The organism is Paenibacillus sp. J2TS4, assembly GCF_018403245.1.
In the GTDB taxonomy this organism is placed as follows: domain Bacteria; phylum Bacillota; class Bacilli; order Paenibacillales; family NBRC-103111; genus Paenibacillus_L.
The window spans coordinates 290,933-317,377 of the sequence record NZ_BOSH01000001.1; the positions used below are offsets into that span (position 1 = coordinate 290,933).

At 49.0% G+C, this 26,445-nt stretch carries 18 protein-coding genes; 16 read left to right on the forward strand and 2 right to left on the reverse strand.

Features of this window, described 5'->3' with window-relative positions:
* Window positions 1-91: 91 nt before the first annotated feature.
* A complete protein-coding gene (locus KJS69_RS01335) occupies window positions 92-727 on the forward strand; it encodes a LysE family translocator (protein WP_213581213.1) in 636 nt (211 codons plus the stop codon).
* A 343-nt stretch (window positions 728-1,070) separates the two neighbouring features.
* Here KJS69_RS01335 and KJS69_RS01340 read toward each other — a convergent pair whose 3' ends face one another.
* Window positions 1,071-2,474, reverse strand: coding sequence for an MFS transporter (locus KJS69_RS01340; RefSeq protein WP_249730293.1), 1,404 nt, complete (start codon window positions 2,472-2,474; stop codon window positions 1,071-1,073).
* Between the two features lie 150 nt (window positions 2,475-2,624).
* Between KJS69_RS01340 and KJS69_RS01345 the strand changes: the two genes are divergently transcribed.
* The 4 genes from KJS69_RS01345 to recQ all read left to right on the forward strand — a co-directional run bounded on the left by KJS69_RS01345 (window position 2,625) and on the right by recQ (window position 8,131).
* On the forward strand, window positions 2,625-3,293 hold the full coding sequence (locus KJS69_RS01345) for a helix-turn-helix transcriptional regulator (RefSeq protein ID WP_213581214.1): 669 nt from the start codon (window positions 2,625-2,627) through the stop codon (window positions 3,291-3,293).
* A gap of 31 nt (window positions 3,294-3,324) precedes the next feature.
* Window positions 3,325-3,867, forward strand: a complete 543-nt coding sequence (locus tag KJS69_RS01350; protein WP_213581215.1) for an NADPH-dependent FMN reductase — start codon at window positions 3,325-3,327, stop codon at window positions 3,865-3,867.
* A gap of 378 nt (window positions 3,868-4,245) precedes the next feature.
* Window positions 4,246-5,004, forward strand: coding sequence for an FGGY family carbohydrate kinase (locus KJS69_RS01355; protein ID WP_213581216.1), 759 nt, complete (start codon window positions 4,246-4,248; stop codon window positions 5,002-5,004).
* A gap of 964 nt (window positions 5,005-5,968) precedes the next feature.
* Window positions 5,969-8,131: a DNA helicase RecQ gene (gene recQ / locus KJS69_RS01360; RefSeq protein ID WP_213581217.1), complete on the forward strand. Its 2,163-nt coding sequence runs from the start codon at window positions 5,969-5,971 to the stop codon at window positions 8,129-8,131.
* A 95-nt stretch (window positions 8,132-8,226) separates the two neighbouring features.
* On the opposite strand, the gene KJS69_RS01365 is transcribed toward recQ, so the two are convergent.
* Complete coding sequence (locus tag KJS69_RS01365; protein ID WP_213581792.1) at window positions 8,227-9,609, reverse strand: glycine--tRNA ligase; 1,383 nt, start codon at window positions 9,607-9,609, stop codon at window positions 8,227-8,229.
* A 480-nt stretch (window positions 9,610-10,089) separates the two neighbouring features.
* Here KJS69_RS01365 and KJS69_RS01370 point away from each other — a divergent pair, with 480 nt between their 5' ends.
* From KJS69_RS01370 to KJS69_RS01420, 11 genes are all read left to right on the forward strand, one after another.
* On the forward strand, window positions 10,090-11,211 hold the full coding sequence (locus tag KJS69_RS01370; protein ID WP_213581218.1) for an ABC transporter ATP-binding protein: 1,122 nt from the start codon (window positions 10,090-10,092) through the stop codon (window positions 11,209-11,211).
* Window positions 11,212-11,240: 29 nt separating this feature from the next.
* Window positions 11,241-14,315 carry an extracellular solute-binding protein gene (locus KJS69_RS01375; protein ID WP_213581219.1) on the forward strand — a complete coding sequence of 1,025 codons (3,075 nt, stop codon included), beginning with the start codon at window positions 11,241-11,243 and terminating at the stop codon, window positions 14,313-14,315.
* Window positions 14,302-15,270 (forward strand): carbohydrate ABC transporter permease, encoded by a 969-nt coding sequence (locus KJS69_RS01380; RefSeq protein WP_213581220.1) that lies wholly within the window; start codon window positions 14,302-14,304, stop codon window positions 15,268-15,270. Before KJS69_RS01375 ends, KJS69_RS01380 begins: the two co-directional genes overlap by 14 nt.
* Entirely contained in the window at window positions 15,270-16,178 is a 909-nt protein-coding gene (locus tag KJS69_RS01385; RefSeq protein ID WP_213581221.1) for a carbohydrate ABC transporter permease, read from the forward strand. Before KJS69_RS01380 ends, KJS69_RS01385 begins: the two co-directional genes overlap by 1 nt.
* Before the next feature lie 26 nt (window positions 16,179-16,204).
* Complete coding sequence (locus tag KJS69_RS01390) at window positions 16,205-18,358, forward strand: nuclease PIN (protein WP_213581222.1); 2,154 nt, start codon at window positions 16,205-16,207, stop codon at window positions 18,356-18,358.
* Window positions 18,355-20,661, forward strand: a complete 2,307-nt coding sequence (locus KJS69_RS01395) for a DUF5696 domain-containing protein (protein WP_213581223.1) — start codon at window positions 18,355-18,357, stop codon at window positions 20,659-20,661. Before KJS69_RS01390 ends, KJS69_RS01395 begins: the two co-directional genes overlap by 4 nt.
* A 5-nt stretch (window positions 20,662-20,666) precedes the next feature.
* Window positions 20,667-21,533: a carbohydrate ABC transporter permease gene (locus KJS69_RS01400; protein ID WP_213581224.1), complete on the forward strand. Its 867-nt coding sequence runs from the start codon at window positions 20,667-20,669 to the stop codon at window positions 21,531-21,533.
* 15 nt (window positions 21,534-21,548) lie between these two features.
* Window positions 21,549-22,538 carry a carbohydrate ABC transporter permease gene (locus tag KJS69_RS01405; RefSeq protein ID WP_213581225.1) on the forward strand — a complete coding sequence of 330 codons (990 nt, stop codon included), beginning with the start codon at window positions 21,549-21,551 and terminating at the stop codon, window positions 22,536-22,538.
* 187 nt (window positions 22,539-22,725) lie between these two features.
* Entirely contained in the window at window positions 22,726-23,430 is a 705-nt protein-coding gene (locus KJS69_RS01410; RefSeq protein WP_213581226.1) for a response regulator transcription factor, read from the forward strand.
* Window positions 23,427-24,806, forward strand: coding sequence for a sensor histidine kinase (locus KJS69_RS01415; RefSeq protein WP_213581227.1), 1,380 nt, complete (start codon window positions 23,427-23,429; stop codon window positions 24,804-24,806). Before KJS69_RS01410 ends, KJS69_RS01415 begins: the two co-directional genes overlap by 4 nt.
* A gap of 220 nt (window positions 24,807-25,026) precedes the next feature.
* Window positions 25,027-26,382 carry an ABC transporter substrate-binding protein gene (locus KJS69_RS01420; RefSeq protein ID WP_213581228.1) on the forward strand — a complete coding sequence of 452 codons (1,356 nt, stop codon included), beginning with the start codon at window positions 25,027-25,029 and terminating at the stop codon, window positions 26,380-26,382.
* The last annotated feature ends 63 nt before the right edge of the window (window positions 26,383-26,445 follow it).

Sequence of the window (26,445 nt, forward strand, 5' to 3'; positions counted from 1 at the left end):
AGAGACCGTCTTGGAAAAGGCCGACATTGAATCATCCATGATTGCGATAACGAACAACGAAATATTTGAGTGCAGTGAAGGGAGAAAGCAGATGCCCGATTTTTCAACTTTAATTACGTATATAATAGTGGTCATAGGTCTATTTCTGATTCCAGGCCCGGCCGTTCTTCTTACAATTACCCGTACCGTTCAGAACGGGCGCAAAGGAGGCATTATGGCAGGGCTCGGCATCGCAACCGGGGATTTTCTTCACACGTTATTTGCCGCTGTGGGGCTTTCCGCCCTACTGATGACCTCAGCTCTCGCTTTCAATGTAGTCAAATATGCAGGAGTGGCGTACTTGTTATATCTGGGGATTTGCGAAATGATAAGGAAGCCCTCCGAACCGCAGCTTCCAAAGGTTGAGTCGGCAGGAGCATTAAAGTCATATGTATCGGCAACTTTAGCAGAGGTTCTTAATCCGAAGACGGCACTGTTCTTTCTAGCGTTCTTGCCTCAATTTGTTCATCATGAACGAGGCGAAGCCGTCATGCAGTTTTTGATACTTGGATTCATCTTTGTCATATTAAGTGCATTGTATACAACTACGATTGTATTAAGTGTCTCTACGCTTGGAAAGATGGTTAAACGGTCGGCATGGATAAACCGTTTAAGCCGTTGGAGCGGCAAACTCGTCGGAATGATCTATATCGGGTTGGGCTTAAAGGTTGCATTCCAAAGGCAGTAATGACGATTTGTGGCATCTTTTGCAAGGGTTCGAAATCGAATGTTGCTCAGCTGAGATCATTCTCATGGGTGCGCGCCAGAGCCCCCTCAATGCTTGACAGGAAAACAGTTCCCGGGATTCACCACAGGGTGCCAAACGATACGGCTACCCGGGCAGAAGCGACGGAATAGTCCTGATGAAAAAACGAGTGTCAATGGGATACAGATCCACTGGCACTCGTTCCTTTTTGAAGAAATCATTAAATCATTAACTTTCTATTGGTTCAAGTTCCTGCTTGATTGGCCCTAGTTCAACGGATTAAAGCGAAACCGCACATTGAAGAATGCGCCAGGCGGACCGCATATCATCCTGCATGACGGCTTGACAGGGGCGAAGGTTCTGCAGATTCGCCCTGCTTGGTTCGCGCACTCGCAAACAAGCTCAACAAAATCAATGCAAGGTTGAACATCATAGCGATCGTAATTGCCGCTTCCAATGACAATCCCCCCGTTTGACTCATTGCGATGATGGCGCCGCCGATTCCGATCGCCACTCCGGGAGTAAACGAATCGGCAAATTGCAGGCTCCCGGAAACTTGCCCGGATTCCCCTTCTTTAGCGAGAGAGAAAGCGACCGTACCGCTAACGGTATGAGCCAGACCGATTCCGATGCCTGCAATAATTTCACCGAGAACCGCTAATACAATATTGACTGCAGGAATCCATACCATGATCGCGATACCGACGATCATCAGCAGTATACCGGCGATGATCCGTTTATTCCGGCCGCGCCCTTGATCTGCCGCATCCCAGCGAGCCTGCAAAATGGCGATGATACACCAGCTAAGCGCCGCACTGGCCACGATGAGCCCGGCTCTGTCGGGGGCCATTCCTTTCGTATCTGTCAAGGCAAGCACCAGAAAGTTCTGGGTGAAGACATAAGCGGCGAAGAATAATCCACGGGAAGCGATGAGAGACGGTAATCCTGAACGAAATGTCAACGTGCCGGTCGGCAGCAGCTTGCGAAGGGGCTGTACCATAAGCGCCAAACCGATAAGCAGAAGTGCAATTCCCAATATTTTGGGAAGCATGCCAAGACCACTTAAGAAGACCCCGGTTCCGATCGCGAGCAGCACAGACAACCGAATGACTCCACTTTCTTTCTTCTCTTGAACGCTCGGCATTTTCAGTTTGCGGAAGACAGGCAGGCTGAGAAGCACCGCTAAAAGCAAAAAGGGAAGAACTCCCCAAAAAACGAATCGCCAAGACCACTGCTGGGCTATAACCCCGGCAACGTAAGGGCCTAGCATTGAAGGCAAAACGTAGGCTGTGCCGAGAGCGCCCAAAATTTTGGCGCGAAGCTCATCCGGATAACTTAAAGAGATGGCTGTGTATATGCAGGTATACATGGCTCCTGCACCAAATCCTTGCAAGGCGCGAGAGCCGATCAACACATACATGTTGTTTGCAACGGCCGCCATGATCAAACCGACTGCAAATAACAGTATAGCTATTGTAAAAAGGACAGCAGGTCCTTTCCTATCAATTTGGCGGCCGATCACCAAAGTACCGACAATTTGTGCGAGCAGATAAGCGCTGAATATCCAACCGAAGAGATGAAGGCCTTGCAGATCGCCGGCAATGACCGGAGCAACCGTTGTTACGGCCAATCCTTCAAACCCGATCGTCATGGCAGCCAAAATAATACCGATTGATAATGCCAGATAGCGTGGTCCAAAAATGCTTTGCGAGCTTTGCGCAGAAGACAACCTGTTCACCTTCCATCATGAATTCTAAGTAGACGCCGTATCCGGATACTTTATAAACAAAGATCTTTACAAACAAATTATACCACCCTTTTGACTTTGTCAACATTTTTCTTTATAATCTTTTCAAGAACAAATCTGAAGGTGAGTGAAATGAATAAAAGGAATTCGCGAACAAAAGAAGGTGTCGAAAGAACAAGAAGAACCCTTGTGAAGTTGCTTAAACATAACGGATCCATGGATGCCCATCAATTGGCAAGCGAGCTCGGAGTTACCGCTATGGCCGTGCGGCAGCATTTATATGATCTGCAAGAGCAGAGGTTGGTCACCTTCACGGAAGAATCAAGGGCAATGGGGCGACCCGCGAAGATGTGGGCGCTTACCTCCGAAGCGAATCGGCTATTTCCGGACGGATACGCTGATCTTACAGTCAGTTTGATCGAATCCATGAAACAAGCGTTCGGGGACGAAGGCCTGGAGAGACTGCTGGAGATCCATAACCGCAGACAAGTCATGGATTACCAGAGCAAAGCGCCGGCGAGTCTTCCGTTCAAGGAAAAATTATTGGCTTTCGCCGAATCGCGGACGGCAGAGGGATATATGGCCGAAATCATTGAGAACTCCGATGGTTCCTATTATTTTGTGGAAAAGCATTGCCCGATTTGCGAGGCGGCGAGAGCATGTACGGACATTTGCAGGAAGGAATTGGAGATGTTTCAACATGTCCTTGGCGACGATGTTGACATTACTAGAGGCGAGCATATTTTAAAAGGCGACAATCGTTGTTTGTATCGGATTAAACCGGGAGGGACATCTGTGTGAACATCGGGATGCTGAAAGGGGAACTGTACCTATGAAGCTAGTTGGCATATCGGGAACGATATCGGGTTCCAAAACATTGATCACGGTTCAGGCTGTGCTGGACGAAGTTAGGCGGAACTATCCGGAAGTGGAAATAGAATTGCTTGACCTGAAACAATACAATGTTCAGTTTTGCGACGGGCGGGATCCCGCCGCTTATACGGGCGACACCAAGACCGTCATCGACATTGTCTCTTCGGGCGATTTTTTTCTTATAGGCACTCCGATTTATCAAGCATCGCTAACCGGGGCGTTAAAAAATTTGTTCGATCTTGTTCCGGTCTCCGTTTTCCATCATAAGGTGATGGGGTTTGTGGCGACAGGAGGAACCTACCAGCATTATCTCGTCATTGAGAATCAATTAAAGCCGATCGCCGGCTTTTTCCGTGCATTTGTCGCACCAAGCTATGTATATGTTCATAATGAACATTTTAACGGACATAACGAAATTTCCGATAAGGGCATATTAGAGAGAATCCGCAATCTGGCGCATGAACTGGTCTTGATGCAGAAACAATTGAAAGCAGCTCATTAACATTATTCTGAAGAAGATGGTCCTAAACGGTCAGGGCCATCTTCTTGTGTGCGACGGGCAGCATACGCGTCATCTCTAGGGTGAATTCTATAAACTCAATCATTGATCGTAACGATGATCAGCGATTGACATTTTTTGTGTGCTGGAAAAATAACAACATTAGAATGAGGAAGGGTACAAACTTTACTAAGACAACTTCTCAGATACCCCGTACTTGGATATGGAGTAGATCGGGCAAATCCCTATCTACAATAGGTACATGAAGTTGTCCGTGGTAAGAAGCCCCGACTTCAACTCGCGATAGCGAGTAAGTCGGGGAGGTTCACTTTCCGAGATGAAGCAAAGCACTTTATCATCCGGTAAGGCAGGTGGAGTTCAATGAACAGGAATTCAGGCGTAGACTCTGCGAAGTCTTTGTCCGCTATGGATGTGGTGGCATCCATCGATATAGGCACCACCGCAGTAAAGGGGGTGCTCGTAGGCCGGGATGGAGAATTGCGGCACGAACAAACTATCCCTCTAACGACTCTGCACCAGGACGGCTATATGGAACAGGATGCCGAAAGCTGGTGGACTGCGGTGATTCGGATGTGCAAGGAGTGGGAAGAGTTAGGGGTAGGCGGCCCGCATATTCGCTGCGTTGCTTTCAGCGGACAGATGCAGGATTTGATCGCGGTCGGCTCCGATGGAAGACCTCTCCGACCGGCGATCCTGTACTCGGATAGCCGGGCTGGAGCCCAAGCGGAAGCGCTGCTTGCGCGAATCACCGAGCCGGAGATGAAGCGGCGCACAGGAAATCATTTCGACGGAACCGGGCTGCTGCCGGGACAGCAGCCCGCTGTCATGAATGTCATCGGCGGGGGAGGCAAGAGCGAGTCCTGGATGCACATCTTGGCCGACATTACCTCGAGCCGGGTTCTCGTTCCCGATCATGCTCAATTCCTGCCCGCTCTCGGAGTAGCCTCGCTCGGATTCGTGCATTTGGGCTGGTCCGCTGATTTTGCCGATTTTAAAGCGGCGTACTTGCAGCAAGAAGAACAGACCGCCTATCCGGCAAACAGCGAAATAGCGAATCATTACGAAAGCAAATTCGCAAAGTATAAGAAGCTCTATGATGCCGTTCAGCCATTGATATGATATAGGGGTCATTAAGCAAAGCTATCTTTCATTTCAAAGGTGCTTTCAAGTAATCGTTTTAATAAAGCCTGTCTTCCGTAGAAGGAAGGCGGGCTTTATCAGAATTTTTAAGATTCACACTTATCCTTGTACTGATCCATCCCCACGAACCGTTATTTCACTAAATCGTGCATATCCATCCCCACGAACCGTTATTCCACTATAAGAGCTTGGCTGCGGTCGTCTGCGCTTATATTAACGGAACGGATAAATGATCGAGAGGAAAGCGGGTTTCTCCTTGAATTTTTATGAAGGAATGCAAATGTGCAGTCGATGAGTGACTTTTGATCTCATTCCGACAGATCTACTGCAAAAGTACAGTAGATTCGTCCATTTAAGCCTGCAAATGGATGGATCTAAAGATTTGACTGCAGAATTGCAATCGATGGTTTGAAAAGAGCGGATTACGGTCAAAAGGACTGTAGAAATGCAGTCGAGCGTCAGCGGGACGCCCAGCCCTCCTGGCAGCACACTTTACTGCACCTAATTTACGCGCACGCTTGACTGACCTAATTTACGCGCACACTTTACTGCAACTAATTTACGCAGTATCTACGGTGCACGCTTGCTTCCTCATAGGACGCCGAGGCCGTTTATTCTTGTCACCGTCCACACCGGGTGCTCCTCCGTTTTGCCCCCCCCCTTGTAGGCAAGTCGTGGGTTACTCCTTCGAGCATTCGCTCCAGCAGGGCGTTCCTCCTATTAAATTGCCCCACTATAGTTAGTAAATATCAGATTCTGAGCCAAGGGGATAGCAGTCAAAAGAAGAGCCGGCCCAACTTGGTCCGCACTCCTTGATCAGGAATGCTATAATAGTAGAACCGACAGGAAATGGTCTGGTGCAGACGGGCACTCACCGAAGCCTGTGTAGCTGCAGGCGATTCTCATTCGGAACGGAAGGACCACAATAAATAGAGGTGTAACGATGCTTCATAAAGCTGAACAGCTGCTGCGTACGGTTTACGGCTATCCGACCTTTCGACAGGGTCAGGAGGACATTATTTCGGATATTTTACATAGACAGGACACAGTCGGTATTATGCCGACCGGAGGGGGGAAATCGATTTGCTACCAGATTCCGGCGCTGGTGCTTCCCGGTACGACTATTGTAATATCCCCGCTTATTTCCCTTATGAAGGATCAGGTAGATGCTCTTCACAGCTTGGGAGTGGCGGCTACCTATATTAATAGCTCATTGAGTCAAACAGAGACGGAGGAAAGACTGCGTCTGGCGGGCAATGGGGAGTATAAACTGTTATATGTTGCTCCCGAGCGTCTTGATTCTCCCCGTTTTCAATCGCTGCCATATAGGGTTCAGGTCCCGCTCATTGCTATTGACGAGGCCCATTGCTTGTCGCAATGGGGGCATGATTTTCGCCCCAGCTATTTGTCGATTGTACCTTTCCTCAGGCAAATTCCCGACCGGCCGGTTGTGGCGGCTTTTACGGCTACCGCTACGGAGGAAGTCACTCACGATATTGTGCGGTTGCTGGGGATGTCCCGGCCGAGCTTGCATATTACCGGATTTAATCGCGAAAATTTATCACTATCCGTGCTAAGGGGCGTTAACAAAACGGAGTACGTGCTGAATCATATCCATCATCATCCCGAACAAGCAGGCATTGTCTATGCGTCTACCCGCAAGGAAGTGGATGAGCTGTGCGGCTTGCTGGAGCGTAAAGGAGTAGCTGCAGGCAAGTATCATGCCGGGATGAGCGATGAGGAGAGAAAAGCGAGCCAGGAAGCTTTTTTGTACGATGAGATCAAGGTAATGGTGGCGACCAATGCCTTTGGGATGGGAATTGACAAGTCCAACGTCCGGTATGTCATTCACTACAACATGCCTAAAAATATGGAAGCCTACTATCAAGAAGCGGGACGTGCCGGAAGAGACGGCGAACCCGGCGAGTGCGTGCTGTTATTCAGTCCGCAGGATATTCAGACTCAGAAATTTCTGATTGAGCAATCCGTTTCCGATACGGAGCGCAAATCCAATGATTACAAGAAGCTGCAGACGATGATTGACTATTGCTATACCCAGCAATGCTTGCGCAGTTATATTCTTGCTTATTTTGGCGAAGAAACGGCCAGCACTTCCTGCGATAACTGCAGCAGCTGTAAGGATGAAGGGGAATGGACCGACATTACGCTGGAAGCCAGTAAAATTTTTTCCTGCATTTGGCGAATGAAGGAGAGATTCGGAGTTACTTTGGTAGCCCAGGTGCTGAAAGGATCGCGTAATAAGCGGGTTACGCAATTCGGGCTCGATCGGCTTCCTACTTACGGAATTATGAACCAGATGACGGAGAAGGCGATTTCGGATTTGATTCATAAGCTGATTGCGGAGCGTTATTTGGCTATGAGCGAGGGACAGTATCCGGTTGTCAGGTTGTTGCCGAAGGCGGCGGAAGTATTGAAGGGCAAAGAGAAGGTGATGCACAAAGTCCGCCCGGCCCCGCGAGCGGTCCAAGAAGCCGGACCTTTGTTCGAACGGTTAAGGGGGCTTCGCAAACAGCTGGCTGATCAGGAAGGAGTCCCTCCCTACATCATTTTCTCGGACAGCACCTTGCACGACATGGCCCGCCGGTTGCCGCGGAATGAAGAGGAGATGCTTCAGGTCAAAGGAGTGGGGGATGCCAAGTTCCTTAAGTATGGCAAACCTTTTTTACATGCGATTGGTGAGTTAGTGGAAGGAAGGGATACTTCAGCAGCAGAAGACTATGAAGCGGGGCCTGTCTGGCGGAGTGAACAAGCTGCGGCTGAACTGAAACGGACCAAGAGTGGAAGCGGCGGCAAAGGCAGTCATTTGATTTCCTATGAAATGTTTATTCAGGGCAGGACCGTGGAGGAAGTAGCGGAGGAAAGAGGAATGGGGCTGATTACGATTCAGGATCATATCATCCGCTGTGCGAAGGAAGGGCTGGAGCTCGATTGGAGCCTCATCATCCCAGAATCCTATGAGGGACAAATTATTGAAGCGGCTCAGGAGCTCGGGGCTGACCGGTTGAAGCCTCTCAAAGAAGCGTTGCCGGATGAAGTGGACTATTTTGCAATCAAAGCAGCCTTGGTTAAGCATGAATTAATTTGAATTATTGCCGGTGAAAGGTATAGTGTTCATATTTAAAATGAGCCAGGGCTCCCTTCGTTAGGGAGCCCTGAGCATGTTTCAGCTATATCCTTAGGTTAGAAAATGAGTTTTTCCTCAATGTACGCTCGCAGCTGATCGATCGGAATCCGTACTTGCTCCATCGTGTCGCGGTCGCGGACGGTCACTTGACCATCCTTCTCCGACTCGAAATCATAAGTAATACAGAACGGCGTTCCGACTTCGTCGTGACGGCGATAACGTTTGCCAATGGAGCCGGATTCGTCATAATCGACCATGTAGTGTTTGGCCAGATCGGCAAAGACCTGTCTCGCTCCGTCGGAGAGCTTCTTCGACAGCGGCAGGATGGCTGCCTTGTATGGAGCTAACGCCGGATGCAGACGCAGAACGGTCCGGCTGTCGCCGTCTTCCAACTGCTGCTCCTCGTAAGCGTCGACGAAGAAGGCCAGAGTGACGCGGTCGGCGCCGAGCGAAGGCTCGATGCAATAAGGAATGTAGCGCTCATTCGTCTCTCCGTCAATATAATGGAAATCTTCGCCCGAATGCTCCATATGCTGCTTCAAGTCGTAGTCGGTCCGATCTGCGATGCCCCACAGCTCTCCCCAACCGAAGGGAAACTGATATTCAAAATCAGTGGTCGCCTTGCTGTAATGGGACAGCTCCTCCGGAGAATGATCGCGCAGACGAATATGTTCCTCGGTCATGCCCAAGTCGAGCAGCCACTGGCGGCAATAGTCGCGCCAATATTCGAACCACTGCAAATCTTCTCCCGGCTTGCAGAAAAATTCAAGCTCCATCTGTTCGAATTCCCGAGTCCGGAAAGTGAAGTTGCCCGGCGTAATCTCGTTCCGGAAGCTTTTACCGACTTGGGCGATCCCGAACGGTATTTTTTTGCGCATCGTTCTCTGGACATTTTTAAAGTTGACAAAAATTCCTTGGGCAGTTTCCGGACGCATATAGATTTCGTTTGAGCTGGATTCCGTAACTCCCTGGAACGTTTTGAACATCAGGTTAAACTGGCGAATGTCCGTGAAATCCAGGCTGCCGCAATCCGGGCAAGCCAGCTTATGCTCTTGAATCAATTGAGCCATTTCGGCAAAGGACAGACCGTCGGCGACCATTTCTGTTCCTTGCTGCGCAAGCCCTTCTTCAATGAGCTTATCTGCGCGGTGGCGGGCTTTACATTGCTTACAATCGATCATCGGATCGTTGAAATTGCCGATATGTCCTGAAGCGACCCACGTCTTGGGATTCATCAGAATAGCCGCGTCCAGGCCGACGTTATAAGGCGATTCCTGGACGAACTTTTTCCACCAGGCGCGCTTGATATTGTTTTTAAGCTCCACTCCCAATGGGCCGTAATCCCATGTGTTCGCGAGGCCTCCGTAGATTTCGGAGCCGGGAAAAATAAAGCCGCGATGCTTCGCCAATGCGACAATCTGATCCATAGAAACCGTCATCATTCATTCTCCTTTTCTTACGCCTTGCAAGGGATGGCGGCAAATGAAAAAGCCCTCTCCCTTAGGCATGAAATATGCCTAGGGACGAGAGCTTGAGCACCCGCGGTTCCACCCTAGTTGATGCGCCGGAAGGCACATCCCCTCTTTAAACAAGCAGCTCCGGACTGCCGTTTCCCTGAAGCTTCTCCCGGGCTTGCACTCTCCCCGGGTCGCTGGAGCAGAAGGATTTCAGATACTATAGGTCCATCACAGCCGCATTTAATATTATTATCCATGATACTGATTTTAATCAGGAAATGCAAGAGCTACTCCCTAGATCGACAGTTTGTGGAAAAGGAAAGGGGAAGTAAGTATAGGCTTACATCCCTTGGTCAGTACAGAATATCTGGTAAAATCTTCACACCAAATTCATATCCGGTAAGTTAGAATGATAAGAAAATTAACCGCTTACATTTAAAACAGTGAAAGGGGTGCCTACGCGTGGCCCGTATATTGATGAACCATGTATACAAAAGCTACGGCAAAGACAACTTGTACGCCGTAAAGGATTTCAATCTGGAAATATTGGATCAGGAGTTTATTGTCTTTGTTGGTCCCTCCGGCTGCGGCAAATCCACTACTCTGCGTATGGTGGCAGGTCTTGAGGACATTAGTGAAGGAGAAATTTACATCAACGACCAACTCATTAATGATTTGCCGCCGAAGGACCGGGACATTGCAATGGTTTTCCAAAATTACGCGCTTTATCCCAATATGAGTGTTTATGAAAATATTGCTTTTGGCCTGCGGCTGAGAAAGGTGCCCAAACATGAAATCGATTTGGGGGTGAAGAGGGCGGCACGTGTGCTGGAGATTGAACAGTATCTGGACCGCAAGCCCAAGCAGTTGTCCGGGGGACAGCGTCAGCGTGTGGCCCTTGGCCGGGCGATTGTCCGTAATCCACAGGTGTTCCTGATGGATGAGCCGCTGTCCAATCTGGACGCCAAGCTTCGTGTGCAGATGCGTACGGAAATTACCAGGCTGACCAAACAACTCGGGGTGACGACCATTTACGTCACGCATGACCAGACCGAAGCGATGACCATGGGCAGCCGCATCGTCGTCATGAAAGATGGATTGATTCAGCAGGTGGATACACCCGAGACGATCTATAACTTCCCGCAGAATATGTTTGTGGCCAGCTTCATTGGCTCCCCGCCCATGAATTTCATTCATGGCAAGCTGCAGGAAGTCGAGAAAGGCCGCCTGGAGTTCCACACCCGCCGATTCGCCCTGGACATTCCGACGGGAATCGCACAGATGCTGCGGGAGAAACAGTTTGTCGAGCGCTACATTATCCTCGGTGTCCGTCCCGAGAACATCAGCCTGGATCAGATTGTATTCGATGCTTTCCCCGATGCTACCTTCGAAGGGATCCACAAGACCGATGAGCTGATGGGAGCTGACCGTTATATTCATGTGGATGCAGGGACCGAGACCAATATTGTAGCGCGTGTCAATCCCAGAAACCGATTCCAGGACGATGAGAAGGTCAAACTGGTCATGGATATGAACAAAGCGTTGTTTTTCGACAGGGACACAAACGAACGGATTATGAAATGAACCTGAAGCGGAAAGGAGAAAGTACCCCCATGGCATGCTCAACGGAAAAGAACGGAAAAGGGAAAGCTGCAGCTGCCAAGCGCCGGAGAAAAATAAGTCAAACTACCGTCATGCTGCTGTTGATGATGGTCTTGCTCACCTCTTCTTTAACGGACGGTTCATCGGTCAAAGCGAATAATCCTAAGGATGACCGGCTGGCGGATGATCTCAGCCGCTTTATTCAGGAACAGCTGGGGCCTTTTTATTACCAAGTGAAGCAGCAGTGGGAACAGGATGGCTTTCCGGCTGCAACGGAATCGTTCAGTGTCAAAGCTGTGAATTACACAGCTGCTTCCAATGAGGATCTTGTGACGGCAGGGAGCTATGAAGGCCGTCAGAATGTTCTGATCTGGAGAACTAACCGGGAGGAATGGATCGAGCTTGAGCTCGACGTTCCGACCACAGGGCTTTATGAAATGAAAGCCAGTTATAACCATTGGCGGGATCCACAAGCGGAAACGACCTCCTTCCGTCCGGTCAATCTCGCTATGACGATTAACGGAGAGTTTCCTTACCGCGAAGCCCGGTCGATCCGCTTTCCCCGTTATTATCATGACGATTATCCTTGGAAGAAAGACAAGGACGGTCATCATATACGCCCCCAGCCGATTGAGATTGAACGGTGGGCAGAGCTTCCGATTACGGACAGGGAAGATTCCTACGGAACGCCCCTGTTATGGTATTTAGAAGCTGGAACGCAAACGCTGCGACTTCAAGGAAGCTCATCCATCGTGCTGGATGAGTTGCAGTTCGGGCCTCCGAGCATGATTCCCGATTATGCGACGGTGAGACAGGCATACCCAGCCACTGCTGCTTCACCTGATGTCGAGCCAATCGTTATTGAAGCGGAAGCTATGACTGAGAAGAATGAAGTGTCGATTCAGATATTGAGCGATCCCGACGCGTTCATGACTCCCAAAGCCAATGGAAAAATTATATTCAACGGAGTTGGCGGTAACCGCTGGAATGACGGCGGGGAAATGATTACGTGGGAGTTCGAAGTAGTGGAAGACGGACTTTACCAGATAGGTATGCGTGCTCTGAATAACTTGCAATTCAATGTAACCGCTCATCGGAAGGTTTACATCGATGGACAGGTACCGTTCCAGGAAATGCTTGCTTTCAGAATTCCCTACAATCGTTCTTGGCAGAAGGTGGTGCTGAATGATAAAGAAGAGCAGCCCTATGCATTCTACTTAACTAAGGGCAAGCACACCCTGTCGATGAGCGTAACCTATGCTCCTCACAAGCAGGTGCAGGTGCTCCTGGAACAGGTCAACCAGGAGCTGGGAGTAGTATCCCGGAACTTGCAGGCATTGACCAAGGGGGATGACGACAAGAACCGGACGTGGGATATTGCCGCCAGCTTCCCGGAGATGCTCGAGGATTTAAGAAGTGCCCGCGATAAAATCAGCGTCATGGCCGATTTGTGGCTGGATGAGAATCTTGAAAGGGATAACAATTATCAGTCATTGCGTACAGCGATTTCCGATATAGACAAGCTGCTTGATTATCCTAACCATATTCCGAACAAGAAGGATACGCTTTCTCTGATTCAGACAAAAGTGGTTTCCATAACGAATCAACTGCTTAAATCGCCAATGACTTTAGACCAGATCATCATAGCTCCATACGAGCAGGAACTGCCGAGAATGACCGCCAACGTATGGGAGAAGTCGGTCAATGGGATGATGGGATTTTTCCGCTCATTCTCTGAGGAAACAACATTAACCGGAGCTGACGGGGAAGTGCTGACCGTATGGATGAATTACGGACGGGATTATGTCAACCTGCTCCAGGAGCTGGCAAACCAGTACTTTACTCCGAAGACAGGAATACCGGTCAAGATCGACCTGCTTCCAAGCGAGGATCTGCTGGTCTTGGCCAATGCTACTGGCAATGTACCTGACGTGGCGATTGGAATAGGGGAAGGGCGTCCATCGGAATTCGCCTTCCGGAACTCAGTGATCAATCTGGCGGAGTTCGAAGGATTCGATCAGTTGATTGAAGATTTCGCGCCGGGCTCGATTATGCCTTATTACTATGACGGTGGTTATTATGCCCTGCCGGAGACACTTCAGTTCAGGCTGCTGTTCTACCGCAAAGACATTCTCGATCACTTAGGGCTTGAAGTTCCTGATACATGGGATGATGTGTATGAAATGCTTCCGACTTTGCAGCAGAATGGCTACAATTTCTTCCTGCCGACAGGAGAATTCCTTCCCTTTGTCTACCAGAATGGAGCGGATTTCTATGCCAATGACGGAATCAGCACCGGACTGGACTCCCCGGAAGGGTTCGCTTTCTTCCGCGAAATAACGGAATTGTTCAGCATGTACGGCATTGATAGACAGGTATCAAGTTTCTTACAGCATTTCCGTGACGGCTACATGCCGATCGGCGTAGCGGATTTGAATATGTATTTGCAGCTGCTTGTAGCAGCTCCCGAGCTCACCGGCTGGTGGGGGATGGCTCCGCTCCCGGGTTATCCGAACAGTGATGGGGAAGTGCAGCGCTGGTCCGGCGGCAACATCGGCATGCTGGCGCAAGGGCTTGGATTTGGTGCTCAGGCCAGTTCCGGGAGCGGAGGACAGTCGGCAGCAATGATTATGAGCAAATCCGAGAAGTCGGAAGAAGGATGGGAGTTTATCCGCTGGTGGCTCTCTGCTCCTATCCAGGAGCAATTCGGTTCAGAATTGGAAGGATTCTACGGAGCGGAATTCCGCTGGAACACGGCTAACCTGGAGGCATTCATGCGCCTGCCCTGGACTCAGGAGGAGTTGACTCCTATCCTTGAGCAGTGGCGCTGGTATAAGGCCATGGTTAACGTGCCGGGGTCCTACTTTATCCCCCGGGAACTGAACAATGCCTGGAACCGGACGGTCGTCGACGGCATGAACTACCGCCGATCGTTCGAAATGGCCATTATGAACATCAACCGGGAGATGGTCCGCAAGCAGAAGGAATTCGGCTACCGTGACGAGGACAATCAGGTAATCCGGACGTTTAACCTTCCGGAAGTGAACCTGCCGTGGGAAGGAGTAAAGCGCTATGTCAGCGATTGACTATAAGACTCAAACGATCAAGGGCTCTATGCGAACCAAGGGTAGGTTCGGCTTGTTTCTGCAGGAAGTATGGAAATACCGGCTGTCCTATTTGTTCATTGCCCCCTTCCTGATAGCCTTCTCCATCTTTATTCTTATCCCGGTTCTGGCTGCAATCGGATTAAGCTTCACCTTCTTTAACGGAATGGAGGCGCCGAGCTGGATCGGCTGGGCCAACTATGAATATTTGCTCTCTGCAGACTCTCTCTTTCTGCAGTATGCGCTGCCTAATACGATCAAATTTGCCGTCATTGTAGGCCCTGGAGGCTATATTGCTTCTTTTATCCTAGCATGGCTGATAGCGCAAATTCCGGATAAAGCCAGGTTGTGGTATGTCCTAGCGTTCTATGCGCCGTCGCTGGCTGGCGGTGTAACGATGAGCATCATTTGGATTCCGATGCTGTCGGGTGACCGGATCGGGTATTTGAATAGTTTCCTGCTCGGGCTGAACATTATCGATGAACCGATGCTATGGGTGCTCGATAAAGATCTGATTATGGGTTCCATGATCGCTGTAACGCTATGGTCCTCAATGGGAATCGGTTTTCTGGCGATGCTGGCCGGCATTCTTAATGTCGACAAGCAGTTGATCGAGGCCGGACGGCTGGACGGGATCCGCAGCAGACTGCAGGAAGTATGGCATATTACGATTCCGGTCATGAAGCCGCAGATGCTGTTCGCTGCAGTCATGGCCATCGTAGGAGCGTTTAAGGCGGGAAACATCGGGGTCCAGCTCTCCGGACAGAACCCGACCCCGCAGTATGCGGGAAACCTGCTTGTCAACCATGTGGAGGATTACGGTCTCATCCGTTTCGAGATGGGGTATGCTTCCGCGGTTTCCGTCGTTCTACTAGTAATTATCTTTTTTGCCAACCGATTAAGTTGGAAACTATTTGGAACAAAGGGTGATGAGTAATGGCTGCTGCCGAACCGGTTAAAGAGCAGAAGAAATGGCCGATGCGGTGGAAGAAACCCCACTTTATCAGATGGGAGCTGGCGCAAATATGGCTTGCCTTCTGGTTGTTCTTTCTGGGCATCTTCATGCTGCTGCCCTTGATTTATATATTCAATCATGCTTTGAAGCCTTATTCGGAACTGTTCATCTTTCCGCCCAACATCTTTGTAATCAACCCGACGCTGTCTAATTTCTTGGAATTGTTCGTAATTACCCGGGACTCGCTGGTCCCTGCTTCCCGTTATTTGTTTAACAGTATTACGATTGCCATCTTGGCCACGTCAGCGGTAGTTATAGTCAGCGCTTTATGCGCTTATCCATTGTCCAAACACAAGTTCCCCGGTGCCAACGCATTGTTTATGGTCATCATCGTCTCCCTTATGTTTGTTCCTGAGACGATGCTGATCCCGCGCTATGTTGTTGTGTCCAGCCTGGGAATTATGAATACGTACTGGGCGCATATTTTGCCTCATGTTGCCGCACCGGTCAGTGTCTTTCTAATGAAGCAATTTATGGACCAGGTGCCTGATGAACTGCTTGAAGCGGCAAAGATCGACGGGGCCCGTGAATTCACCGTCTTTCTTCGCATCGTTATGCCTATCTGCATGCCCGCTGTAGCGACGACGGCCATACTCCAGTTTCAAGGAATTTGGGGAAGCATCGAAACATCCGTTTTTTTCATGACCGATGATGCGATGAAGACGTTCCCTTTCTTCCTGCAGACGCTGACGCAGAACTTGGCCAACTCGGTAGCCAGACAGGGAGCCGCAGCCGCTGCTGGCCTGGTCATGTTCCTGCCCCTGCTTTTTGTGTTCCTTGTCTTCCAGCGCAAAGTAATCGCTACAATGGCGCATTCCGGAATCAAATAATAGAAGAAAGGAGGAAGTGAGCCAACATGAAGACATGGGCCAAACGATGGGCACTGCTTCTTGCAGTCGTTATGATGGTTTCCATCCTGCAAGGAACAACAGCCGTCTGCGCGGAGGTTACGTATCCGACTTTTACCCGCGACAGCTTTGGAAATGTTATCTTTACCCAGCCTGCTTATATCCCCATAAAGGTTATAGGCAGCGAGCTGACTCAGCCTGATCCTGAAAATCCGGGAGAGGTGATCCCTTCGCCGCTGGCCAATCCCAAAGATGTATTTGTAGGTCCTGATGATCATATCTACATTGCCGACAGCGGCAACAACCGGATTGTCCATTTGGATGAGAACTACGATTTTATCCGTTACCTGACGGTTTCAGAGAAACCGCTGTTGAATCCTGAAGGCGTGTTTGTCAATGAAGCGGGTCATGTCTTTATAGCAGATACGGGAAATAAGCGGATTGTCCAATTGGATGCCGACGGCAGTTTAATCCAGGAAATCGCCAGGCCGGAATCCCGGTTTATCCCGGATTCTTTTCAATATGATCCGGTTAAGCTGGTGGCTGATAAAAGAGGGTACCTCTATGTAGCAACGCTTGGAGGCTACCGAGGGCTGCTGCAATTGGATCCTGAAGGGGGATTCCAAAGCTTCTATGGTGCCAACCGCACCGAGTTCTCGGCTATGGATGCGTTAAAAAGGACGATTTACACCCGGGAAATGTATGAGAACGAAATGAGCAAGCTTCCCGGTACGATCAGCAATGTTACGGTGGGACCTAACGGCTTTATATATACAGTCAGTTCCGGTGAAATTACAAAAAATCAAATTAAAAGACTGGATGCCCAGGGCAGAAATCTGCTGATCAGATCAGATGAGACGCTGACAGGCGCTGGCAAGACTCTGGTTTTTGGAGAGAGCTTGTTCACCATGTATTCCGGTGGGAAGAAGCTGATTCCGCAGCTGACGGATGTTGCCGTTGACCAATATGGCAATATGGTTGTCATCGACCGTCAATTCAATTTCGTCAATCAATATGATCCTTATGGCAACCTGCTGTTCTTCTGGGGAGGCAATTCCTCGAATTCGTTAACCCAGCTCGGGCTTATCAAGAATCCGATAGCCGTCGATATTAATTCGCGGGATGAGCTAATGATTCTGGACGATCAAGGAGCGGTCCTTCAAGTGTTCGAGCTCTCGGAGTTCGGCCACCTGGTTTATAAAGCCAACGAGCTGACGAATAACGGGTTCTATAAAGAAAGTGAACCGTATTGGCAGCAAATCTTAAATTTGAATGCACAGTTTGCCCCTGCTCTGACCGGTCTGGCCAAAGCGGCCTACGCCAATGGAGAGTACAGCCGCTCACTGGACTTGTTCCACAGGGCAGGGGATCAGAACGGCTACTCCGATTCGTTCTGGCAGTTGAGGTTGAACTGGTTCCAGGAGCGGTTCTCTTTCTTCGCGAGTGCTGCTTTGATCGTCGGAATGCTCTATTTGCTAGCCGGTTATTTCAAGAAAAAGATTCCTTGGCTCCGGAGGAAGAACAAAAAATCTGGAAAAACCTTCGAGGTTATTGAACAACTCAAACATGCTTTGTACCTGTTAAAGCATCCTCTGGATGGCTTTACCGCCTTGCGCTTTGAAGGCAAAGGGGGGTTCATGGGGGCAATCATTCTCTTAATAGGCATGTATGCTACGCTGGTGATCACGCGGATGTATACCAGCTTTACGTTTAACAACATACCGCCCAATTCGGTTAATGCCGTTGCGATTCTGATCCAGTTCGCCCTGATTTGGCTCGCCTGGGTCGTATGCAATTACTTGATCAGCTCGATTTATCGTGGAGAAGGCCGCTTCCGGGATGTCTTTATTGGCAGTTCTTATGCCTTGACGCCATTCGTTCTGCTAGGCATTCCTTTGGCTCTTGTATCTAATGTAATGACTGGATCCGAGGAAGCCATCTATCAGTATCTGCTCTATGCAATCTATGTATGGGTTGGAGCGATGTTCTTCTGGAAGGTCCAGTCCCTGCAGAACTATGGGGTTGGAGAGACCGTTGTCAACCTGTTATTGTCGTTGTTCGCTATGGTGGTCATGGGCGTCATTATTTTTGTAATCGTTGGACTATCCAATGAGCTTCGCTTGTTTATCTATGAGATTTATCAGGAGGTGTCGATGCGGTGAATAAGATAAAATCATTCATTGCCGGGCTGCCATCCCGAATGATGTCAGGCATCCGCTCCCATCTTCTGCAAACGGTCTTTGCCGCGGTCCTGATTATTGCCATAGCCATCTTCCTGTCCCAGACCAATATCAAGTTTCGGGACAGTCCGAGCGCTAGCGCGCAACCCCCTCCGGCTTCATCCACGCCTAATCCGATGAAGTCGCATGATCAACTGCCCTCCCTTGAAGGGTTTGCCGAGGTGGCTAAAAATGAGAATCTCGTGTTGAGGTTTGACCAAATCAGCGGGCATTTTGCCGTTGATGACAAGCGTACGGGCCGCACCTGGCTCTCTTACCCAGATCCGCAGGATTGGCCCAATGAAACAATCGGAGGAATATGGAGGGACCACCTTCGTTCCCCGCTGATGCTCTCTACTTTGGATTTCTCCGTATTCAACTCGCAGGCCAAGGTATCGAACTGGATCGTGGAAGATGGGACGATTGAGAATTATGAGCCTATTGAGGGTGGGGTAAGTCTGGTCTATAAGTTCCCTCAGCTTAATGTGGATATTCCGGTACAAATCCGGATACAAGATGATTACGTGGAAACCAAAATTATCAATGACGGAGTAGTTGAAGGTAAGAACGGTCTTCTGTGGGTAAGGCTGTTTCCGTTTTTTGCAGCAGAACACAGCAGAGGACAGGAAGGGTACCACTTTATTCCTGACGGCTCCGGAGCGCTAATTGATTTCAACCGGCAGGGAACGGCAGGCAATCTCATCTACAAGGCTCCGGTTTACGGATCCGATGGGTCCTTCTTTTCAGGAAATCAGTCAAGGCAGAGTGTAAGTATGCCGGTGTTTGGAATGAAATCGGAAGATGGCGCCTACTTGGCAGTAATTGGCGAGGGTGCTGAGTATGCCGATGTAATGGCTTCCCCCGCAGGAGCCTACAGCCGGTACAACTGGATGGGAACCGAGATGCGTTACCGGTCCCTGTTCAGACAGATCACCAACCGTTCCCGGGGAACCGGATTTGACAAATATCCCGAGGAAATCCGTTTTGGCAGCGACCGTCAGGTCCGTTATTATTTCCTTGAACCGGATCAGGCTTCTTACTCCGGAATGGCGAACCGCTACCGCCAAGTATTGATGGAAGAGCAGGAATATGAGCGGATACAGCCTAATGGAGGTTTGCCTCTCCACTTAACGTTAATTGGGGGCGCCCAGGAGAGGGGGACTTTTCGCAATCGTTACATTCCGATGACGACCTCCTCCCAAGCAATGGAGATCGTTAACAGATTGTATGGCAGCGGTGTCGAGAAGATGCAGATCAACTTGCTGGGCTGGCAGAAAGGGGGATTTTCCGAATTCGGAACTATGCTTCCGGTAGACAACAGGCTTGGAGGCAATGACGGGTTGTCCCAATTCATTGATTTTGCCCATTCCTTGCAAATCCCAGTGACCTATGGGGTTAATTATTTCCTGCATAATGGCAAGGGCGGTTTCTCAGAGCGCTATCACGCCATGAGGGATTTATCCGGAACCATTGTTAAGTATTGGGATTGGGGGAACCGGGAAATGCCCATCGTCAGCCATGGTTATGTCCAAGAAGCGATCTCCCGGGACATTGAAAAAATGAAAAAACTGAAACTGGATGGAATGACTTTTGGAGGTGGCTACTGGTACGGGGAAGGACTTGGCCAGAGACTGATCAGTGACTTCAATAACCGATTCGGCACCACCCGGACCGGCTCCATGGAAATCCAGAACCAATACTTCGAGATGGCGCAAGAGGCGTTCGATATAGTAGGGGGAACGAGCACCAAACAATTTGTTAATCAGCATGTCGATCATATTATCTACCAAAGTGATGACTATTCTTATGATCTCTTTTCTTCCAGAGCGGTTCCCTTTATTCAAATAGCGACACATGGGCTGTTGACTTATTCATCCGAATATGTCAATGAGCGGCAGGAATTCGGAAACCAGTTGCTGCGCGATCTGGAATTCGGGTCTGTGCCGGCCTTCCTGATTTCCAAAGAGCCAACGGATTTGCTCAGCAGGGCTTTCGGAATATCTCCTTTCAGCACACAATTCAGCGATTGGGAGACGGAGGCGGTCAGACACTACCAGATCTATAATGAAGTTTTGGGTGATGTCCAAGACCAATTCATTGTGGATCACCGGCAGTTGGCCCCGCAGGTGTTTGCCACCACATATGAGAATGGAAAACGGGTAATTGTCAACCATGCTCCCACCCCTTATAGGAAGGATGGAATAACTGTTGAGGCCAGGGGCTATACGATCGAAGGGGGGATGTGACGGATATGCGTACTAGACGGTTAAATGCCAGAATTCTCCGCAATATCGAGGGTTCACTCTTCATTTTGCCCTGGCTCATCGGATTCCTGCTGTTCGTGCTTATTCCTGCCGCGTTCTCGCTTTATATGAGCTTTCACAATGTGAAACTAAGTGCGACCGGAATTCAAATGACTCCTAACGGATGGGATTATTACAAGTTTATTTTGCTGGAGAACGGCAGCGTGCTGTATAACGATTTAATCCCGTTTTTTAGTCAGGCTGTTGTGATGATTCCGATTATTATCATCTTTTCTCTGCTGATAGCCATTATGCTCAATCAAAAATTTATGGGAAGAACGGCTTTCCGGACGATATTTTTTCTGCCAGTTATCTTTACTACAGGGCAAGTGGTGCTGGAATTTATCGCACAAGGTGAAGGGGGCCTGGACTTTCTGGCCCGCTATAATGTCAACGATCTGTTAACCAGCAGTCTGCCTCCAATCATTTCCGGCACCCTTATACGCATCATGAGTTCCTTTATTCTCATCCTGTGGTATTCCGGTGTTCAGATCCTCATATTCCTGGCCGGAAGACAGACCATTTCGCCATCCGTTTATGAAGCGGCCCGAATTGACGGTGCTACGCCATGGGAAACCTTTTGGAAGATCACCCTTCCCGGGATGGTCCCGTTTATTTTACTGAACATTATTTATACGATCGTCGATTTGTTTACGTTCCCGACAAATCCGATCATTAAGCGGGTGACCTCGGCAGATTATGGCATGTCCAGCGCTTTGGCTTGGATTTACTTTGCTATTATCCTTATCTTCCTCGGACTCATATTGCTGGTCTTTTCCAGAGTAACCCGATCCTACCAGAGCGGGAATCGATAAATGAGGTGAGCAAACATGGCTAAACAACTGCCATCGGTCAATAAACCGGCCTGGGAGGGTCGCCATTGGAATACGAGTAATCTGTTAAGCAAAAGGTCACTGCGGAAAGCGAAACAGGTCATCCTGGGAAAAGAAGCGGATAAGGGACTGCTGTTCAAGCTGTTCATATATGTCCTTCTGTTGGATGTGGCCTACATTTATTTAAACCCTTTAATCTATATGGCCACCACCATGGTCAAAGATTCCGTGGATTTGTTGGATCCTGCTGTGCAATGGATCCCCAGGACGATCTATATGGGTACCCTGCAGGACGCCTGGGATATGCTCAAATATGTTAAATCTTTCATGATCAGTCTCGGCCTTTCGACAACGATTGCCATTTGTCAGACGGTGTTTTGCGCAATCGCAGGGTATGCCTTCGCCCGACTGGTATTTCCGTTCAAGAAATTGTTGATGCTCGGGCTGATCCTGTCCTTTATCATCCCGCCTCAAGTGACGATCCTGCCCATGCTTATCGCTGCAAGGGAATTAGACTGGGTAAATACACTATACCCGATCTTGCTCCCTGCTTTATTCGGCCACGGCTTGAAAGGTGCGCTATTCGTCATTATTTATCGGCAGTTCTTCAGTACTCAGCCTAAGGAACTGGAGGAAGCTGCACGGATAGATGGGGCAGGAGCGTTCAAGGTGTTTTACCGGGTAATGATGCCTCTTGCCCGTCCAGCGATTGTCGTTGTGTTCTTGTTTTCCTTCGTTTGGAACTGGAATGACTCTTACTTTCCATCCATGTTCCTGATTAATTCTGATACCGTTCCTCTGTCTATGGGGATCTCTCAAGTATCCGCCCAACTGGCAACCTTGGAAAAAGAGGCGGGCCCCTCCATATTCTCTGAACCATTGAAGATGGGGTCGTCCTTTATGATCATTCTGCCTCCGATTCTGCTATATATCTTTACTCAGCGACATTTCGTAGAAGGGGTGGAGAGAACGGGGCTTGTGGAATAAATACCCTTGCTTGAAATGGACTATAGAGAGAATCCATCGGAAGTGTTTCGCCGGTGACAGGTCATTCTGGAATAATATTACAAATTTCCTTTAATTTCATTTAATAAACTGTCTAAACTAATTATTAGCTAAAATAGTGATGTAAGTGGAAACAATTATCACATCCTGTTTTAGGGGGCTGGGGAAAGTGAACATATTTATTGTAGAAGACGAGCCTAAAATTAGAAATGTTCTGAAAGCTTATTTGGAGAAGGAAGGCTGGAAGGTGGATTACACAGCTGATGGACATGAGGCTGTCCGGCGGTTTGACCAAGAACAATACGACCTGATCCTGCTTGATCTCAAGCTGGCTGGCTTAAGCGGGGAAGAGGTATGCGCCAAAATCCGTGAAAAGTCCAATGTTCCCATAATTATGATCACCTCCAAAAACCGCGAGAATGATACGATCCGTGGGTTGAATCTCGGGGCGGATGATTATATTGCCAAGCCTTTTCGCGTGAAAGAGGTGGTTGCGCGGATCCAAGCCCTGAAGCGGAGACTGAAGCCTTCCATCGCGGAAAACAAGCAGAGTCATATTTTTTCCTATGACCACCGCCGGCTTATTATTAATACTTCCTCACGTTGGGTCCAAGTGGAAGGGAAATTGGTCAGTCTGACAGCTACGGAATATAAGCTGCTCAGTGTTTTGATGGAGAACGAAACCAAAATTTTCAACCGCAGTGAATTGTCCTATTTGGTGCAGGGATACCGGTTTGAGGGAGATAGCCGTACGATTGATGCCCATGTGAAAAATTTAAGAAAAAAACTCGAGCCCGAAGGACAGCCCCCCCGTTATATCTTAACCCGCATCGGGAGGGGCTACCAGTTCTGTGCCGTATTGGATGAGGAATGATAAGCATCATAGTTACGTTTTTTAGAAGAATGAATGTCCTGTTGTTCCTTGCTTTTTTCAGCTTTTCCCTTATCTTCATTCTGATTCTGACCATCTTGTATAACATTAACTGGGAGCAGCTGTTCAATAAGTATCATACCAGCCTGTTGAACAGCAATGTGTACAAGCTGATGGATGATATGCGCAGCAAGGGGCTAACCGGATCGCTCGGTTCAGAGGATGAGGAATGGCTCAGGCGCAGGGCCAATCTGTATGGGATCCTGATCCGCTATACGGATGAAAGGGAACAACAGGTGTGGTTCGATATGATTGCCGAGTCGGAAGGGGTGGAACTGGAGAAGCTGGAGCCGGTTTCTTATGTCCTTCGTGGAGAGATTACGGGGAAAGTGACCGCAGCTCATTTGGTGGCCAGAAAAAACCTCAGTCCGGCGATGATCCAATATCAGGAAACGATGAGGACCCGTTTGAAGCTCATCTATACTTCCGTATTGGTGGTCTCCTTAATGTTCAGTCTGTGGATTGCCCGGATGTTATCTAGGCATTTGACTTTATTGGAAGAACAGACCAATTTGATCCGCATGGGCAAGAGGGAGTTGAATATTCCGATAAGAGGACCGGAGGAAGTAAGGAAGCTGGCCGTTACGATGAATGGAATGGTGAAGGAACTGAAGAAACAGGACGATTGGCGGCAGCACCTTATGGAGGATCTGACCCACGAGCTTCGTACTCCGCTTACTTCGATGCTGTCTCAAATAGAAGCCATTCAGGACGGAATCTATGAGCCCGATGAAGAGCGAATGAGTGAAATCTATGAAGAACTTGAGCGGCTGTCCCGGCTTATCAATGATATGGAAAGGCTGTCTGAAGCGGAGAGCGCCAAATTCAACCTGAACATCAAACGGACGGATATGGTCAAGTTGGGGAGAAGAGTATATGAGAATTTTCAGCCCTTGGCCCGCAATAAAAGCATCCGATTAACATTTGAAGGTTCCACCGTCCCCTGCTTCTGTGAAGTGGATAGGGACAAGACGATCCAGATTATTTCCAACATCGTCTCCAATGCTAATAAATACAACCGTCCCGGGGGAACCGTTCATTTATCGGTCAGCTGCGGTCCGGACCATACCTATATAGTCTGCCGCGATACCGGTATCGGCATTGAAGAGGAAGATTTACCCTATATCTTCAACCGGCTGTACCGTGCGGACAAATCGCGTTCACGCTTTAACTCGGGGGTGGGGCTGGGCCTCAGCATTGTCCAAGCCCTGGTCGAAGCCCACCACGGTGAAGTGGAGGCGGAGAGTGAATACGGCAAAGGCTCGGTGTTTACGGTCCGCATTCCTAACAAGTACACGCCAAAGGATGATATCGAATGAAAATGATTTGATATGACCGCTTGCCTTTCGCCGAATTTTGAATCCCGTTGCCGGCTCCATATTTTAAACTATTTTTACCAGTTTAAAATGTGGTTCACATAAATAACCCCCCTGCGAAAGTAGTAGGAGGAGAGCAATTTGGATGGGTTGGCCAAAGCCTTGTCCCATCTGCCTCGGCTAAACGCCGAAAAACTATTTGATAATTAGGAGGATGATTCAAATGATGTTACGCAAACAGCTACATACCGCAGTTATTGGATGTATGATGGTTCCGTTACTTTTAGCGGGATGCAGCGGCGGAGGGGAAAGTCCCAGGGATCAAACGAATATGGGAAAGGACCCTGTTCCGGGTACAGAGGCGGTTAGTCCTGGCAAAGAAGAGTTAAGCAGTGATCCGGTAACGATTAAGTTGTATTCTTATAACGCAGGTATTAATACGGAGCAAGATTTGCATGATCTGTTCATAAAGCCTGTGCAGGATAAATACCCTCAAATAACGATTGAGCAGATTAAAGATGTCAAAATGGATGCAATGGTAGCGGCAAATGAAATTCCCGACCTTATTGTTACGAGCAATTACTACTTGCGTGAAGTGTTGGATTATGGATTGGGGAGCGATCTTAACGACTGGGTGGAACGGGATGGAGTTGATTTGTCGAAGCTGGATCGGCATGCGATGAAAGTAATGGAACAGTTCGGCGAGGGGGGAGAGCTGTATGGCATCCCTTATTCGATGAATTATGGAGTGTTGTTGTATAACAAGGATATCTTTGATCTGCTTGGTGTCGATTATCCAACCGATAATATGACCTGGGATGAAGTGGTGGCGTTGGCCCGTAAAGTGACCCAAACGGTTGACGGAGTTTCCTATATAGGACTTGATCCTGGTCCAATTCAAGCGATGATCCGATCCCGTTCCCTGCCGGTTGTGGACGAAGCCGGGAGCAAAGCGGCCATAGATAATGAGGAGTTTCGGCAAAGCTTTCAACTGCTAAAAGAAATTTACAGCATCCCGGGAATTGTTGGACCCGATAACAAATACAGCTACGGAATGGATTTCTTCATGAAGGAAAAAAGGCTTGCTATGCACCCTTATTGGATTGCAGCGACTCAAAGCCGGGTTCCAATTATGCAGGAGACCGGAGTTCAATGGGATATGGTTTCTTATCCGCAATTTTCTGATCGTCCGGGAATCGGGCGTGAAGTAGACTTTCATCTGGCAGTAGTCCCCCAAACCGCAAAAAATAAGGAGGCGGCTTACCGCGTCATTGAAACGCTTATTTCGGAAGAAGCCCAGATTGAAATGAATAAGGGCAGCCGCTTGACAATTATGGAGGATCCGGAACTGAGAAACCAGTATTCCAGTTCAGCAAATAGCTTTGAAGGGAAAAATCTGCAGGGTATCTATTCCGTTGATCCCGCTCCGCTGCCTGTAAGTACAAGATTTGATACGGAGATTTATAAATTTTTGCGCGAAGGTGTAACCAGTATGGTCGCTGATGGGGTAGATGTTAATACAGCCGTAAGGGTTGCAGGGGAAAAAGCAGACCAATTCATCCAAGAGGCGGGGCAATGACGGGGGCCCGCCTGCTCAAAGATCACAACCGAAACGCTGCTTGATCCAACAGGCCGGCCCCTA

Excerpts from the sequence above, each read along its gene's own strand:
- KJS69_RS01335 (WP_213581213.1), top strand. The coding sequence starts at position 92 with ATGCCCGATTTTTCAACTTTAATTACGTATATAATAGTGGTCATAGGT.
- KJS69_RS01345 (WP_213581214.1), top strand. The coding sequence starts at position 2,625 with ATGAATAAAAGGAATTCGCGAACAAAAGAAGGTGTCGAAAGAACAAGA.
- KJS69_RS01350 (WP_213581215.1), top strand. The coding sequence starts at position 3,325 with ATGAAGCTAGTTGGCATATCGGGAACGATATCGGGTTCCAAAACATTG.
- KJS69_RS01355 (WP_213581216.1), top strand. The coding sequence starts at position 4,246 with ATGAACAGGAATTCAGGCGTAGACTCTGCGAAGTCTTTGTCCGCTATG.
- recQ (WP_213581217.1), top strand. The coding sequence starts at position 5,969 with ATGCTTCATAAAGCTGAACAGCTGCTGCGTACGGTTTACGGCTATCCG.
- KJS69_RS01365 (WP_213581792.1), bottom strand. The coding sequence starts at position 9,609 with ATGACGGTTTCTATGGATCAGATTGTCGCATTGGCGAAGCATCGCGGC.
- KJS69_RS01375 (WP_213581219.1), top strand. The coding sequence starts at position 11,241 with ATGGCATGCTCAACGGAAAAGAACGGAAAAGGGAAAGCTGCAGCTGCC.
- KJS69_RS01380 (WP_213581220.1), top strand. The coding sequence starts at position 14,302 with ATGTCAGCGATTGACTATAAGACTCAAACGATCAAGGGCTCTATGCGA.
- KJS69_RS01385 (WP_213581221.1), top strand. The coding sequence starts at position 15,270 with ATGGCTGCTGCCGAACCGGTTAAAGAGCAGAAGAAATGGCCGATGCGG.
- KJS69_RS01390 (WP_213581222.1), top strand. The coding sequence starts at position 16,205 with ATGAAGACATGGGCCAAACGATGGGCACTGCTTCTTGCAGTCGTTATG.
- KJS69_RS01400 (WP_213581224.1), top strand. The coding sequence starts at position 20,667 with ATGCGTACTAGACGGTTAAATGCCAGAATTCTCCGCAATATCGAGGGT.
- KJS69_RS01405 (WP_213581225.1), top strand. The coding sequence starts at position 21,549 with ATGGCTAAACAACTGCCATCGGTCAATAAACCGGCCTGGGAGGGTCGC.
- KJS69_RS01415 (WP_213581227.1), top strand. The coding sequence starts at position 23,427 with ATGATAAGCATCATAGTTACGTTTTTTAGAAGAATGAATGTCCTGTTG.
- KJS69_RS01420 (WP_213581228.1), top strand. The coding sequence starts at position 25,027 with ATGATGTTACGCAAACAGCTACATACCGCAGTTATTGGATGTATGATG.